This is a genomic window from Serratia ureilytica (genome assembly GCF_017309605.1).
GTDB classification, from domain to species: Bacteria; Pseudomonadota; Gammaproteobacteria; order Enterobacterales; family Enterobacteriaceae; genus Serratia; species Serratia ureilytica.
Genome location: NZ_CP071320.1, coordinates 26572 through 40288, shown reverse-complemented (window position 1 = coordinate 40288; position 13717 = coordinate 26572). Strand labels below are relative to the sequence as shown.

The following is a 13717-nucleotide window of genomic DNA, read 5'->3' as shown; positions in this document are numbered from 1 at the left end:
GCCAGGGCAAACGACTTTGCTGCCTGGTTTGGACAACGTTGAAGCGCATTCGTCCCCGGCTCGGCGATTTTTTTGCGGCCCGGCAAGAAAACCGTGCAACAGTAGCCACATGCGATCGGGTCATTTAGAATCAAAGATTGGTTTCCCAGAAAGCGACTCATGATGAACGACGCGCCAGCCCCAACTTCCGCCCCATCCGTACAGCGTATTTTGATCATAAAACTGCGCCATCACGGCGATATGCTGCTGGTCACGCCGGTCATCAGCAGCCTGCGGCAACACTACCCGCAGGCGCAGATCGATGTGCTGCTGTATCAGGAAACGCAGGAGATGCTGGCCAGTAATCCGGAATTGTCGACGCTGTTCGCCATCGACCGCCAATGGAAAAAACAGGGCGCCCGCGCGCATCTGGGGCACGAGCTGGCGCTGCTGCGTCGTCTGAAGGCGCAGCGCTACGATCTGGTAGTCAACCTGGCCGATCAGTGGCGCAGCGCCATTATCACGCGCCTGACCGGCGCGCGCATCCGTCTGGGCTTCGATTTCCCTAAACGCCGCGGCTTCCTGTGGCGCCACTGCCACACGCAGCTGGTGCCGGTCGACAATCACGCCCACCTGCATACCGTCGAACAAAATCTCTCGCTGCTGGCGCCGCTGAACCTGCCCGCGCTCAGCGAACATGTGACCATGAGTTATGAGCCACAAGATTGGCAGGCTTGTGAGCAACGGTTGCAGAAACAGGGCGTCGCCGGCAGTTATATTGTGGTGCAGCCCACCTCGCGCTGGTTCTTCAAATGCTGGAGCGAAGAGAAAATGGCCGCCACCCTCACCGCCTTGCAGGCCGACGGCCACCAGCTGGTGATCACCTCCGGCCCCGACGCCAGAGAAAAAGCCATGGTCGAGCGCATTTTGGCGCTCTGCCCGCCGCAGGGCGTGATCTCGTTGGCCGGCCAGCTGACGCTGCGCCAGCTGGCCGCCCTGATCGACCACGCCAAGCTGTTTATCGGCGTGGATTCGGTGCCGATGCACATGGCCGCCGCGCTGCAAACGCCGTGCGTGGCGCTGTTCGGCCCTTCCAAGCTGACTTTCTGGCGGCCATGGCAGGCTACCGGCGCCGTGATCTGGGCCGGCGACTTCGGCGAACTACCCGATCCGGACGCCATTGATACCGGCACCGACGAACGGTATCTCGACCTTATTCCTACAGACGCGGTGATTGCAGCCGCGCGGAGCACGCTGGCATGAAAGCATTTCGTTTGGCGATCGTTCGCCAAAAATACCGCCCGGACGGCGGAGCCGAACGTTTCGTTTCCCGCGCCCTGGAAGCGCTGGAACAACAGGATCTCGATCTGAACGTCATCACCCGCGAATGGCAGGGTGACGCCAATCCCAACTGGCATATCCACCTGTGTAACCCGTTGAAACTAGGCCGCATCAGTCGCGAACGGGGCTTCGCCGTGGCGGCCAGGGCGCTGTGGCAGAAAGAGCGCTTCGATCTGGTGCAAAGCCATGAGCGCATTCCCGGCTGCGATATCTACCGCGCCGGCGACGGCGTACACCGCCGCTGGCTGCTGCAACGCGCGCGGCTGCTGCCCGAGTGGCGCCGCAAGTGGCTGTTTTCCAACCGTTATCACCGCTATGTGATGTGCGCCGAGCGCGCCATGTACGCCGCACCGGAGCTGAAAGCCGTCATCTGCAACGCCGAAATGATCAAACGGGAAATCATCGCCGACTTTGGCGTGCCCGCCGACAAAATCACGGTGATCTATAACGCCATCGACAATCAAAAGTTCCTGCCCGCCGACGAGGCCCAGCGCCGACGCCTGCGTGAGCAATATCAGATCCCGCAACAGGCGCACTGCCTGATCTTCGTCGGCTCCGGTTTCGAGCGCAAAGGGCTGGCCGCCGCCATCCGCGCCGTGGCGGCGACCAACAGCCACCTCTTGGTGGTCGGTAAAGACAAAGCCGAAAAGCGTTACCGGGCGCTGGCGCAGTCGCTGGGCTGCGGCGATCGCATTCACTTTATGGGCGTGCAGAAGCAGACTCTGCCGTTCTATCAAGCCGCGGATGCGCTGCTGCTGCCGACGCTGTACGATCCGTTCCCGAATGTGATTCTGGAAGCGATGTCCTGCGGCCTGCCGGTTATCACCAGCACCACCTGCGGCGGCGCCGAGTTTATCACCCCGGGCCAGAACGGCTTCGTGACCGACGCGCTCGACGTGCCGGCCATCACAGAAGCCATTCGGGCGCTGCCGCGCCAGGCGCTGGGATCCTCCATGGGCGAAGCGGCAAGATTGCGCATTATGACGGCTACGCCGGCGCATCTCTCCGAACAGCTCATTTCCCTCTATAACCGGTTACTGGATTAGCTATGCGTATTCTGATGATCATCGATGGCCTGCCGGGAGGCGGCGCGGAAAAAGTGGTGCTGACCCTGTGCCAAGGCATGCAGCAACAGGGGCATGACGTCAGTCTGATCTCGCTGCGTGACGTCTGCAATTACCCTATCCCGTCAGGCATTGATTATCAGGTGGTGGCCGATCGCAGCCGTGCCCCCTGGCGCAAGCTGACCGAGCTGTCGCGCCGCGCCGCCGCGCTGGATCGGGCGGTAGCCGAACACGAGCGCCAACACGGCGCGTTCGATCTGGTGTTCTCCAACCTGCACAAAACCGATCGCATCGTCAGCCGCAGCAAGCGGCTGGCTTCGGATCGCCTGTGGTTCTGCATTCACGGCATTCTCTCCACTTCCTACCTCGGCCACCGCAAAGGCCTGGATCGCTGGCTCAAGCAACGTAAAATCGCCAACGTTTACCAGGGGAGAAATATCGTCGCCGTTTCACAGGCGGTCGGCGGCGATCTGCAGCAGAATTTGCCGATCCGCCCACGTCGGCTGGCGGTCATCAATAACCCGTTCGACATCGACGCCATCCGGCAACAGGCGGCGGCACCTTGCGAACTGGCCGGTCAGGACTATCTGGTGCACGTCGGCCGCTTTCACGCCACCAAGCGGCATGACCGCCTGCTGAAAGCCTATGCGCAATCCGGCATTCAGGCGCCGCTGGCTTTGATCGGCACCGGGGATGACGCCCGCGTCGCCGAGGTCAAGCGTCTGGCGGCAGACTTGGGGATCGCAGAGCGCGTGCTGTTCCTCGGCTTCCAGGCCAATCCCTATCCGTTTATCCGCCATGCCTCGCTGTTGGTGCTCAGCTCCGATAGCGAAGGGTTTGGCAATGTGCTGGTAGAATCGCTGTTGTGCGGCACGCCGGTGGTCAGCACCCGCTGTCCGGGCGGCCCTGCGGAAATTCTGGAAAAAGCCGGCATGGCTAACGCGTTGGCGGAATTAAACGAAGCGTCGCTGGCAGAAAAAATGGCGGAAATTTACGCCAACCCACCGCAGATAAATCAACAGCCATTGCTGAGCTATGGGCTGGAGCCTATTTGCCGTCAATATATTGAGCTGAAAGAAAAATAATAAATTAATAAATAAGGCAGGTGATGCCTGCCTTATTTTCTTCGCTAGCTTAGCGCCTGCATTTTCTGCCAAACCTCATCGACAGAAACATCTTCACAGTGCCCCGACTCACTCTGCAAAATATGATGACGGCCGGTCCATGGATGCCAGGACGTTTTATCGGTATCGCCAAAGAACACCACCATATCCTTATTCAGCGCGGCGGCAAGATGCATCTGCCCGCCGTCGCTGCACAGCACCCGATCGCATAAATCGAACCCGCCCAACAGCTCGCGCACCGAGGCCGTCGGATAAAGCGCGACGCGTTCGTTTTGGCACAGCGCCAACAGCTGTTCTGCGCGCTGCTGATCGCCGATGTCGTCCGGCGCCAGCGTGCCCTGCGGCGACCAGAAGATCAGCACGCCGGTGCGGGGATCGGCGGTCAGGCGGTTGATGATTTCGGCATAGCGTTCAACCGGCCAGCGCCTTTTCGGGCTACGGCTGCTGATATGCACGGCGCAAACCCGTTCGACCGATGGCAGGCGTTCCTGCAGCCGCTGCGCCGCCAGCTGCCGCTCTTCCGGCGTCAGGAATACCCGCACCGGCGGGATCGGAATGGCTTGATCGGTTATCGCCGATAAATAGCTGTAGGTGTGTTCGACCTGATGTAGACCGCGGAAATCGTCCTTGCGGAACGGGCGCTGAATATCTTTCGTGCCCAAATCGGCGCCGATGATATGGGTGGCGCCGGCCATTTTCGCTAAACGCAAGCTGTATTTGCAAGGCACCGGGTTGGCCAGAATGACCGCATCGAACTTTATTTTTCGCAGCTTCAGGAAGATCATCAGACGTTCGAAATAAACGCCCAACGTCGTTTCATTTTTCGCCTTGTGCTTGGCCTTTTTATAGACAAAGACTTTCTCGAGATGAGGGTTGTTTTTAACAACGTCCTGGCTGACTTTATTGATCAGCAGATAAACTTTTGCGTCTGGATAGGCAATTTTCACCCCTTCAATCAGAGGCGTGGTGCAAACAAGATCGCCGATGTTGTCGCGGCGAATAATTAAAATATTCTTCATTCCGAGCCTATCGGCGAAATCGCTCGCCGGTTGTCTGAAACTGACACCCAAGGTTACCAAATTAGCGCCTTTCCCTTCCAGTTATGGTACTATTCCGAATAACCCATATAAATGAAATTGATAGAATGTTGCTGCGTTTATATCAGGTACTACTCTACCTCATCCAACCCCTGATCTGGCTCCGCTTACTGCTGCGCAGCCGCAAAGCTCCAGCCTACCGTAAACGCTGGGCGGAACGCTATGGCTTCTGCGCCGGGAAAGTCGTGCCGGGCGGCATTATGCTGCATTCCGTCTCCGTCGGCGAAACGCTGGCGGCCATCCCGCTGGTGCGGGCGCTGCGCCATCGTTACCCCGCTTTGCCGATAACTGTGACCACAATGACCCCGACAGGTTCAGAACGCGTCCAGTCCGCTTTCGGCAAAGACGTGCATCATGTCTATCTGCCCTACGATCTGCCCGGTTCCATGAACCGCTTCCTCGACCAGGTGAATCCCAAGCTGGTGATCATCATGGAAACCGAGCTATGGCCTAACCTGATCAACGCACTGCATCAGCGGCAAATCCCCCTGGTGATCGCCAATGCGCGCCTGTCGGCGCGATCCGCCGCCGGCTATAAGAAAATTGGCGGATTCATGCGCGATATGCTGCGCCGCATTACGCTGATCGCCGCACAGAACCAGGAAGACGGCGATCGTTTTATCGAACTGGGCCTGAAACGCTCGCAGCTGGCCGTTACCGGCAGCCTGAAATTCGATATCTCCGTCACCCCGGAACTGGCCGCCCGCGCCGTTACGCTGCGCCGCCAATGGGCGCCGCGCCGCCCGGTGTGGATCGCCACCAGCACCCATGAAGGCGAAGAAACCATCCTGCTCGAAGCGCACCGCAAGCTGCTGGAAAAACACCCCGACCTGCTGCTGATCCTGGTGCCGCGTCACCCGGAACGCTTCCCGACCGCCAAGGAACTGGTACAGAAGGCCGGCTTCAGCTACACCCTGCGCAGCAGCGGCGAAATCCCGTCCGGCAGCACCCAGGTGGTGATCGGCGATACCATGGGCGAACTCATGCTGCTGTACGGCATCGCCGATCTGGCCTTTGTCGGCGGCAGCCTGGTGGAACGTGGCGGGCATAACCCGCTGGAAGCCGCCGCCCACGCCATCCCGGTGCTGATGGGCCCGCACACCTTCAACTTTAAAGACATCTGCGCCAAGCTTTCGCAGGCCGAAGGCCTGATCACCGTGACCGACGTGGATTCGCTGGTAAAGGAAGTGGAAACCCTGTTAACCGACGAAGACTACCGCCGTTACTACGGCCGCCATGCGGTGGAAGTGTTGTATCAGAATCAGGGAGCGTTGCAGCGCCTGCTGCAGCTGCTGGAACCGCACCTGCCGCCCCGGAGTCACTGAATGAGCAGCCGCAAAAGCCTGTCGGTGGTGATGATCGCCAAAAACGAAGCCGGGCTGTTGCCGGACTGCCTGCGCTCTGTCGCCTGGGCCGATGAAATCATCGTGCTGGACTCCGGCAGCGAGGACGACAGCGTCGCCGTCGCCGAAAGTCTGGGCGCCAAAGTCTTCACGCACACCGACTGGCAAGGATTCGGCAAGCAGCGCCAGCTGGCGCAAAGCTACGCCAGCCATGACTACGTATTGATGATCGACGCCGACGAACGCGTCACCCCCGAACTGCGGCAATCCATCGAGCGGGTGTTGAACGCGCCGGACGACGGCGCCGTTTACAGCTGCGCGCGGCGCAACCTGTTCCTTGGCCGCTTCATGCGCCACAGCGGCTGGTATCCCGACCGCGTCAACCGCCTGTACGCCAATTCACGCTATCGCTATAACGACGATCTGGTGCACGAGTCGCTGAACATCGGCGACGCCAAAGTCATCCCCCTCAGCGGCGATATGCTGCACCTGACCTGCCGCGACTTCTTCGCCTTTCAGCGCAAACAGCTGCGCTATGCCGAAGAATGGGCCACACAGCGCCACCGGGCCGGCAAGCGTTGCGGCTATCTGTCCATCCTGACCCACACGCTCGGCGCCTTCGTCAAAACCTGGCTGCTGCGGGCCGGCTTCCTCGACGGTAAACAGGGGTTGCTGTTAGCGGTGGTCAACGCGCAATATACCTTCAATAAATATGCCGCATTATGGGCATTGGGCCGCAACTACTCAGAGAAATGAATCATGACCAGCAAAGCCATCTATCCCGGGACGTTCGATCCCATGACCAACGGCCACCTGGATTTAGTGACGCGCGCGTCGCTGATGTTCGATCACGTGATTCTGGCCATCGCCGCCAGCCCGAGCAAAAAGCCGCTGTTCAGCCTGGATGAGCGTGTGGCGCTGGCGACGCAGGTCACCTCGCATCTGGACAATGTGGAGGTACTGGGCTTCAGCGAGCTGATGGCGCATTTCGCCGCTCACCAGAATGCCAATATCCTGGTGCGCGGCCTGCGGGCGGTGTCTGACTTTGAGTACGAACTGCAGCTGGCGAACATGAACCGCCATTTGATGCCGACGCTGGAAAGCGTGTTCCTGATGCCTTCCGAAGAGTGGTCGTTCATCTCCTCCTCACTGGTGAAGGAGGTCGCCCGCCACGGCGGCGATATCGCGCCTTTCCTGCCCGATGTGGTCACTCAGGCGCTGATGGCGAAGCTCGCCGCCGCGTGATGCTCAGCGCTGGCAGCGTCGGCAAAAGAAGGTGCTGCGCTGCCCGTGCTTGGCGGATTCAATCGGCGTGCCGCATGTGCGGCACGGTTCTCCCGCCCGCCCGTAAACCTGCAGCTCCTGCGCGAAGTACCCCGGTTTGCCGTCCGACTGCAAAAAGTCGCGCAATGTGGTGCCGCCCTGCTCGATGGAGCGTTGCAACACCGCCTTGATGGTCTTCGCCAACAGCGCCGCTTCGGCTTTGGTCAAGGATCCCGCCGGACGATCGGGCAGGATCCCGGCGCTGAACAGCGATTCACTGGCGTAAATGTTACCGACCCCGACCACCAGCTTATTATCCATCAGCCACGGTTTGATCAGCGTGCGCTTATTACGTGATTTTTCATACAGGTAGTCGCCGTTGAACGCCTCACTCAGCGGTTCCGGCCCCAGATGCGACAACACGCTGCTGGTCGCCAGGTCTTCGCACCACAGCCAGGCGCCGAAGCGGCGCGGATCGGTATAGCGCAGGATCATACCGTTGTTGATCACCAGATCGACGTGGTCGTGTTTGCCGGCTTCGTCTTCGTTTTCCTCACGCAGCATGCGCAGGCTGCCCGACATGCCCAGATGCACGATAATCCAACCGCGCTCCAGCTCAATCAGCAGGTATTTGGCCCGACGCTGCACGCTGAGCACCGGCTGATCGCTCAACGTCAGGATCTGCTCGGAAACCGGCCAGCGCAGGCGCGCGTTGCGCACCACCGCATACTGAATGCTGTGGCCGACAAGATAAGGCTCTATACCGCGTCTGCTCGTCTCAACTTCCGGTAATTCAGGCATCTGGCTTCCCCTCCGATGTTTTCTACCCTTTATAAAACAAAAAACCCGGCCAAGGCCGGGTTTTTCATTAATCCACTAAAATTATTTAATTTTAGCTTCTTTGTATACTACGTGCTGACGGACAACTGGATCGAATTTCTTCAGTTCCAATTTTTCCGGCTTAGTACGCTTGTTCTTCGTGGTGGTATAGAAGTGACCAGTACCAGCAGAAGAAACCAGCTTGATCTTCTCGCGAACACCTTTAGCCATGATTCAGTTCCTTAATACTTCTCACCACGGGCACGCAGATCGGCCAGAACCGTCTCAATACCCTTCTTATCGATAACACGCATACCTTTAGCAGATACACGCAGAGTTACAAAGCGCTTCTCAGCCTCAACCCAAAAACGGTGTGAGTGCAGGTTAGGCAGAAAACGGCGTTTGGTCGCGTTCATTGCGTGGGAACGGTTGTTACCGCTCACCGGGCGCTTGCCAGTAACTTGGCAGACTCGGGACATGTCTATTCTCCAAAAATCAAATCAGCTCGAGCTTCGTATAGGGTATGGCCGCCTCGTCAGGCTTTTAGAGCCCATCTCAGCAAACTTCATACTGAGGAGACTCTCGTCATCAGGTAGAAACCACACATCAGGTCAGAAACCTGCTGAGATAGGCTCTTGCGCCAAACCCAAGATTCTCAAAGGTGGCGTAGTATACGCTCTGAAGCGTAAGTGCTCAAGTCCCGAACAGCTAAAGATCCCACAAGGATCGCGAAAAAATCGCTTAAAGCCATCCGCGCTCGGCAAAAGAGACGCATTCACCCCGACCGATCACCAAATGATCGAGCACTCGGATCTCCAATAACTGGCAGGCTTTCACCACCTGTTCAGTTATCAAACGGTCGGCATGACTGGGTTCAGCCTTACCCGAGGGGTGATTATGCGCGAGAATCAGCGCGGCGGCATTAGCCTTCAACGCTTCACGCACAATTTCTCTCGGGTAGACGACGACGCTGCTGATGGTACCAGCAAACATCTCCTGATGGCGAATAACCCGATGCTGATTGTCTAAAAACAATACCAAAAAGACCTCTCGCTCACGATGCGCCAGCAGGCTTTGCAGATAATGCTGGGTGACGCGCGGGTTAAGCATGGCGTTTTCCTGCGAGAGATGGCTGGAAAAGAAGCGAAGCGCCAGCTCGGCAATCGCCTGCAGCTGCGTATAGCTGGCGTCGCCCAGGCCTTTTTGACTGCAAAACGCCTGATGATCGGCCGACATCAGATGGTAAAGCGAGCCGAATCGGCGCAGCAGCTGCTCCGCCAGCTGCATTACGTGCACGCCGGGCAACCCGGTGCGCAAGAAAATGGCCAACAGCTCTGCGTCGGACAGCGCCGCGGCCCCCTGCATCAACAGCTTTTCACGCGGCGCCAGCGCGCCCGGCCAGCACGCCACAGTCGGGTTGCTCATCGTGTTCCTCCCTGAAAGGGCTACAGCATGCCATGCGCCCCCCGGCGCGTTCGACAGGTGTTTGATAACATTGCGAAGTGTTTCGCAAAGCACAATGTAACGCCCTGCAGCCATTGCGGAATCGCTCACCTGAACGGCGGATATGCTAAAATGGCGCATCTTTCGGCTTTCAATCGGACAATGATGATGACGGGACTTTCCGGCAAACATATTGTGCTTGGCATCAGCGGCGGCATCGCCGCCTACAAATGCCCAGAGCTGGTGCGCCGCCTGCGCGACAGGGGCGCGGAAGTGCGCGTGGTGATGACCCACGCCGCCAAGGCGTTCATTACGCCGCTGACGCTGCAGGCCGTTTCCGGCCACCCGGTGTCCGACGATCTGTTGGATCCCGCCGCCGAAGCCGCCATGGGCCACATCGAACTCGGCAAATGGGCGGATCTGGTGATTCTGGCGCCGGCGACCGCCGATCTGCTGGCGCGCGTCGCCGCCGGCATGGCCAACGATCTGCTGACTACCGTCTGCCTGGCGACCGACGCCCCTATCGCCGCCGCCCCCGCCATGAACCAGCAGATGTATCGCGCCGCCGCCACGCAGGCCAACCTGCAAACGCTGCAGGCGCGCGGCATGCTGCTCTGGGGGCCGGACAGCGGCAGCCAGGCCTGCGGCGACGTCGGCCCGGGCCGCATGCTGGATCCGCTGGACATCGTCGAGCTGGCGAACGGTCATTTCTCCGCCCCGCAGGATCTGCAACATTTGCAGGTTATGATCACCGCCGGCCCGACGCGCGAAGCGCTGGATCCGGTACGCTTCATCAGCAATCACAGCTCCGGCAAAATGGGCTTCGCCATCGCCCGCGCCGCCGCCGCCCGCGGCGCGCAGGTGACGCTGATCGCCGGGCCGGTGAGCCTGCCGACGCCGCCGAAGGTCACACGCGTGGACATCACCAGCGCGCTGGAGATGGAACAGGCGGTGCAACAGCGCGCCGCTCAGCAGCAGATTTTCATCTCCTGCGCCGCCGTAGCCGACTACCGTCCCGAGCGGATCGCCGATGAAAAAATAAAAAAACAGGGTGATGAAATCGTCCTCAAGATGGTAAAAAACCCCGATATCGTCGCCGGCGTGGCGGCGATGACCAAAAATCGACCGTTTGTCGTGGGGTTTGCCGCCGAAACCCAGAATGTGGAAGAATACGCGCGGCAAAAACTGGCGCGTAAGAAGCTGGATTTGATTTGCGCTAACGATGTATCGCTCGCAGAGCACGGGTTCAACAGCGACACCAATGCCCTGCACCTTTTTTGGCAGGATGGAGAGAAACGCCTGGCGCTGAGCGACAAGGCACTCCTTGGCCAACGTTTAATAGACGAGATAGTCAGCCGTTATGATGAAAAAAATCGACGTTAAGATCCTCGACCCGCGCATCGGTCAGGATTTCCCGCTACCGACCTACGCCACTCCGGGCTCCGCCGGTCTCGACCTGCGCGCCTGCCTGGACAGCGCGGTGGAGCTGGCGCCGGGTGAAACCACGCTGCTGCCTACCGGTCTCGCGATCCATATCGCCGACGCCGGCCTGGCGGCGGTGATCCTGCCGCGCTCAGGCCTGGGCCATAAGCACGGCGTCGTGCTGGGCAATCTGGTCGGCCTGATCGACTCCGATTACCAGGGCCAGCTGATGGTGTCCGTTTGGAACCGCGGCCAGAAGCACTTCACCATCGAGCCGGGCGAACGCATCGCGCAGATGGTCTTCGTGCCGGTGGTGCAGGCCGAATTCAACCTGGTGGAAGAGTTCGACAGTAGCGAGCGCGGCGAAGGCGGCTTCGGCCACTCGGGGCGCCACTAAGCGCCACCCAATGCACGATGGCCGGCAGGGAAACGTCGCCTGAACCTTGCCTTTCCGGGGAGAAGGATGTCTCTGCGGCAAGGTTTTACCGCGACAATTGCAGCGCACACCAGGCAGCGCGGAAAAAGGCCGTGAAGGCCGCTGACCCCAGCATCGTAAAAAAGCTATCACATAAGCCGCACAGAGCCTGCTCTGCAGCGGCCGGTGCCCGGGTTTCCGTCAGTTAAGTTTTAGCAAGGGTCTAATCAGACATGGCAGAAAAAGAAAATACGAAAAGGAATCGGCGCGAGGAAATATTGCAGGCGTTAGCCCAGATGCTGGAATCCAGCGACGGCAGCCAGCGCATTACCACCGCCAAGCTCGCCGCAAACGTGGGTGTTTCTGAAGCTGCGCTGTACCGGCATTTCCCCAGCAAGACACGGATGTTCGACAGTCTGATCGAGTTTATCGAAGACAGCCTGATCACCCGCATCAACCTGATCTTGCAGGACGAGAAAGAGACGTTTAATCGTCTGCGCCTGATTTTACTGCTGATTCTGGGCTTTGCGGAACGTAACCCGGGGCTGACGCGCATCATGACCGGCCACGCGCTGATGTTTGAACAGGATCGCCTGCAGGGCCGCATCAACCAGCTGTTCGAACGTATCGAGGCGCAGCTGCGTCAGGTGCTGAAAGAGCGCAAATTGCGCGAAGGCAAAGGCTTCATCGTCGATGAAACGCTGTTGGCCAGCCAACTGCTGGCCTTCTGCGAAGGCATGTTGTCGCGCTATGTGCGTTCGGAATTCCGCTATCGTCCAACGCAGGAATTCGACGCCCGCTGGCCGCTATTGGCGGCACAGCTGCAATAACGAAAACGCCGGGCATGCCCGGCGTTTTTATTTATACCCCGTACTGCTCGCGGTAAGCGCGCACCGCCGCCAGGTGGTCCGCCATTTCCGGTTTCTCTTCCAGATAAGCGATCAGGTCCTTCAGCGTCACGATCGAAATCACCTTGCAGTGATAGTCGCGTTCCACTTCCTGAATGGCTGAGATATCCGCGCGGCCGCGTTCCTGACGGTCGAGGGAGATCAGCACGCCCGCCAACGAAGCGCCGCTGGCGCCGATGATTTCCATCGACTCACGGATCGCGGTACCGGCGGTGATCACATCGTCCACCAGCATCACGCGGCCCTGCAGCGGGCTGCCCACCAGCGAACCGCCCTCGCCGTGGGTCTTGGCTTCCTTGCGGTTAAAGCAGTAAGGCACGTCGCGCTCATGGTGTTCCGCCAGCGCAACCGCCGTGGTAGTGGCGATAGGAATGCCTTTATAGGCCGGGCCAAACAGCAGATCGAAATCGATGCCGGAATCCATCAGGGCTTCGGCATAGAAGCGCCCCAACAGCGCAAGATCGCGCCCGGTATTAAACAGGCCGGCGTTGAAGAAATACGGGCTGGTGCGGCCGGATTTCAGGGTGAACTCGCCGAATTTCAATACCTGCTTGTTAAGCGCGAACTCGATAAACTGGCGCTGATAGGCTTTCATTACTGCTTCTCCTCGTCTGAATCTGCTTGGGTCTTGTCATTACTGCCGCCCGATCGGCGGGCATAAAAAAGGCGACTTCTCAGTCGCCTTGAAAAATTAGTCCGCCAGCGCCGCTTTCTGCGCCTGGAAGATGGTTTCGATGCCTCCTCGGGCCAGCGCCAATAGCGCCAACAGCTCATCGTGGCTGAACGGCTCGCCTTCGGCGGTGCCCTGCACTTCAATCATGCGGCCGTCTTCCATCATCACCACGTTCATGTCGGTTTCCGCCGCGGAATCTTCCACATACTCCAGATCGCACAGCGCTTCGCCGTTGACGATGCCGACGGAAACCGCCGCCACCATGCCCTTCATCGGATTGGCTTTCAGCTTACCGTTGGCCACCAGGGTGTTCAGCGCATCGGCCAGCGCCACGCAGGCGCCGGAGATGGAAGCGGTGCGGGTACCGCCGTCGGCCTGCAGTACGTCGCAGTCGAGAGTGATGGTGAATTCACCGAGCTTTTTCAGATCCACCGCGGCGCGCAGCGAACGGGCGATCAGGCGCTGGATCTCCAGCGTGCGGCCACCCTGTTTGCCTTTGGCGGCTTCACGGGCGTTGCGGCTGTGGGTGGAGCGCGGCAGCATGCCGTACTCGGCGGTGATCCAACCTTGCCCCTGGCCTTTCAGGAAGCGCGGAACGCCCTCTTCTACCGTGGCGGTGCACAAGACTTTGGTATCGCCAAACTCAACCAGCACTGAACCTTCAGCGTGTTTGGTATAGTGACGGGTCAGTGTCAGGGGGCGAACTTGCTGTGGTGCTCTGCCTGCAGGACGCATGGGCTCTCTCCGGCTTCAAATCAACTATTGGCTGCGCATTATACGGGCTTCGTGACGTAATGCCTATCCTGCCCGCAGCCACGACGCTATA

The 13717-nt window shown here is 59.4% G+C and carries 16 protein-coding genes; 9 read left to right on the top strand and 7 right to left on the bottom strand.

The window, feature by feature from the left end; translation table 11 throughout:
* Window positions 1-159 precede the first annotated feature (159 nt).
* Genes rfaQ through J0X03_RS00190 form a run of 3 tightly spaced genes read left to right on the top strand, consistent with a single transcriptional unit; the run spans window position 160 to window position 3469 of the window.
* Window positions 160-1242 (top strand): putative lipopolysaccharide heptosyltransferase III, encoded by a 1083-nt coding sequence (gene rfaQ, locus J0X03_RS00200; protein WP_046687972.1) that lies wholly within the window; start codon window positions 160-162, stop codon window positions 1240-1242.
* Window positions 1239-2366, top strand: coding sequence for a glycosyltransferase family 4 protein (locus J0X03_RS00195; protein ID WP_046687973.1), 1128 nt, complete (start codon window positions 1239-1241; stop codon window positions 2364-2366). Before rfaQ ends, J0X03_RS00195 begins: the two co-directional genes overlap by 4 nt.
* A 2-nt stretch (window positions 2367-2368) precedes the next feature.
* A complete protein-coding gene (locus J0X03_RS00190) occupies window positions 2369-3469 on the top strand; it encodes a glycosyltransferase (RefSeq protein ID WP_046687974.1) in 1101 nt (366 codons plus the stop codon).
* Between the two features lie 44 nt (window positions 3470-3513).
* Here the strand turns inward: J0X03_RS00190 and J0X03_RS00185 are convergent, their stop codons facing one another.
* Window positions 3514-4527, bottom strand: a complete 1014-nt coding sequence (locus tag J0X03_RS00185; RefSeq protein WP_033645185.1) for a glycosyltransferase family 9 protein — start codon at window positions 4525-4527, stop codon at window positions 3514-3516.
* 125 nt (window positions 4528-4652) lie between these two features.
* On the opposite strand from J0X03_RS00185, the gene waaA reads away from it, so the two are divergent.
* Genes waaA through coaD form a run of 3 tightly spaced genes read left to right on the top strand, consistent with a single transcriptional unit; the run spans window position 4653 to window position 7193 of the window.
* Window positions 4653-5930, top strand: coding sequence for a lipid IV(A) 3-deoxy-D-manno-octulosonic acid transferase (gene waaA, locus J0X03_RS00180; RefSeq protein ID WP_019452200.1), 1278 nt, complete (start codon window positions 4653-4655; stop codon window positions 5928-5930).
* The gene (locus J0X03_RS00175) at window positions 5931-6704 is read left to right on the top strand and encodes a glycosyltransferase family 2 protein (RefSeq protein WP_033645184.1); all 774 of its coding nucleotides are present in this window, start codon (window positions 5931-5933) and stop codon (window positions 6702-6704) included.
* 3 nt (window positions 6705-6707) lie between these two features.
* Window positions 6708-7193: a pantetheine-phosphate adenylyltransferase gene (gene coaD / locus J0X03_RS00170; protein WP_033645183.1), complete on the top strand. Its 486-nt coding sequence runs from the start codon at window positions 6708-6710 to the stop codon at window positions 7191-7193.
* A 3-nt stretch (window positions 7194-7196) separates the two neighbouring features.
* Here the strand turns inward: coaD and mutM are convergent, their stop codons facing one another.
* The 4 genes from mutM to radC form a co-directional block, all read right to left on the bottom strand.
* Window positions 7197-8012 (bottom strand): bifunctional DNA-formamidopyrimidine glycosylase/DNA-(apurinic or apyrimidinic site) lyase, encoded by an 816-nt coding sequence (mutM, locus tag J0X03_RS00165; protein WP_033645182.1) that lies wholly within the window; start codon window positions 8010-8012, stop codon window positions 7197-7199.
* Window positions 8013-8093: 81 nt separating this feature from the next.
* Entirely contained in the window at window positions 8094-8261 is a 168-nt protein-coding gene (rpmG, locus tag J0X03_RS00160) for a 50S ribosomal protein L33 (RefSeq protein WP_002442576.1), read from the bottom strand.
* Window positions 8262-8272: 11 nt separating this feature from the next.
* Window positions 8273-8509: a 50S ribosomal protein L28 gene (gene rpmB, locus J0X03_RS00155; RefSeq protein WP_004931195.1), complete on the bottom strand. Its 237-nt coding sequence runs from the start codon at window positions 8507-8509 to the stop codon at window positions 8273-8275.
* A 262-nt stretch (window positions 8510-8771) separates the two neighbouring features.
* Window positions 8772-9455: a RadC family protein gene (radC, locus tag J0X03_RS00150; RefSeq protein ID WP_016929682.1), complete on the bottom strand. Its 684-nt coding sequence runs from the start codon at window positions 9453-9455 to the stop codon at window positions 8772-8774.
* Between the two features lie 183 nt (window positions 9456-9638).
* Between radC and coaBC the strand changes: the two genes are divergently transcribed.
* The 3 genes from coaBC (at window position 9639) to slmA (ending at window position 12140) form a co-directional block, all read left to right on the top strand.
* Window positions 9639-10856, top strand: coding sequence for a bifunctional phosphopantothenoylcysteine decarboxylase/phosphopantothenate--cysteine ligase CoaBC (coaBC, locus tag J0X03_RS00145; protein ID WP_160880187.1), 1218 nt, complete (start codon window positions 9639-9641; stop codon window positions 10854-10856).
* The gene (dut, locus tag J0X03_RS00140; RefSeq protein WP_016929680.1) at window positions 10834-11292 is read left to right on the top strand and encodes a dUTP diphosphatase; all 459 of its coding nucleotides are present in this window, start codon (window positions 10834-10836) and stop codon (window positions 11290-11292) included. Before coaBC ends, dut begins: the two co-directional genes overlap by 23 nt.
* A gap of 251 nt (window positions 11293-11543) precedes the next feature.
* Window positions 11544-12140, top strand: a complete 597-nt coding sequence (gene slmA, locus J0X03_RS00135) for a nucleoid occlusion factor SlmA (RefSeq protein ID WP_025304700.1) — start codon at window positions 11544-11546, stop codon at window positions 12138-12140.
* 31 nt (window positions 12141-12171) lie between these two features.
* Here slmA and pyrE read toward each other — a convergent pair whose 3' ends face one another.
* On the bottom strand, window positions 12172-12813 hold the full coding sequence (pyrE, locus tag J0X03_RS00130; RefSeq protein ID WP_004931204.1) for an orotate phosphoribosyltransferase: 642 nt from the start codon (window positions 12811-12813) through the stop codon (window positions 12172-12174).
* Window positions 12814-12909: 96 nt separating this feature from the next.
* On the bottom strand, window positions 12910-13626 hold the full coding sequence (gene rph / locus J0X03_RS00125; RefSeq protein WP_025160305.1) for a ribonuclease PH: 717 nt from the start codon (window positions 13624-13626) through the stop codon (window positions 12910-12912).
* Window positions 13627-13717: the final 91 nt, after the last annotated feature.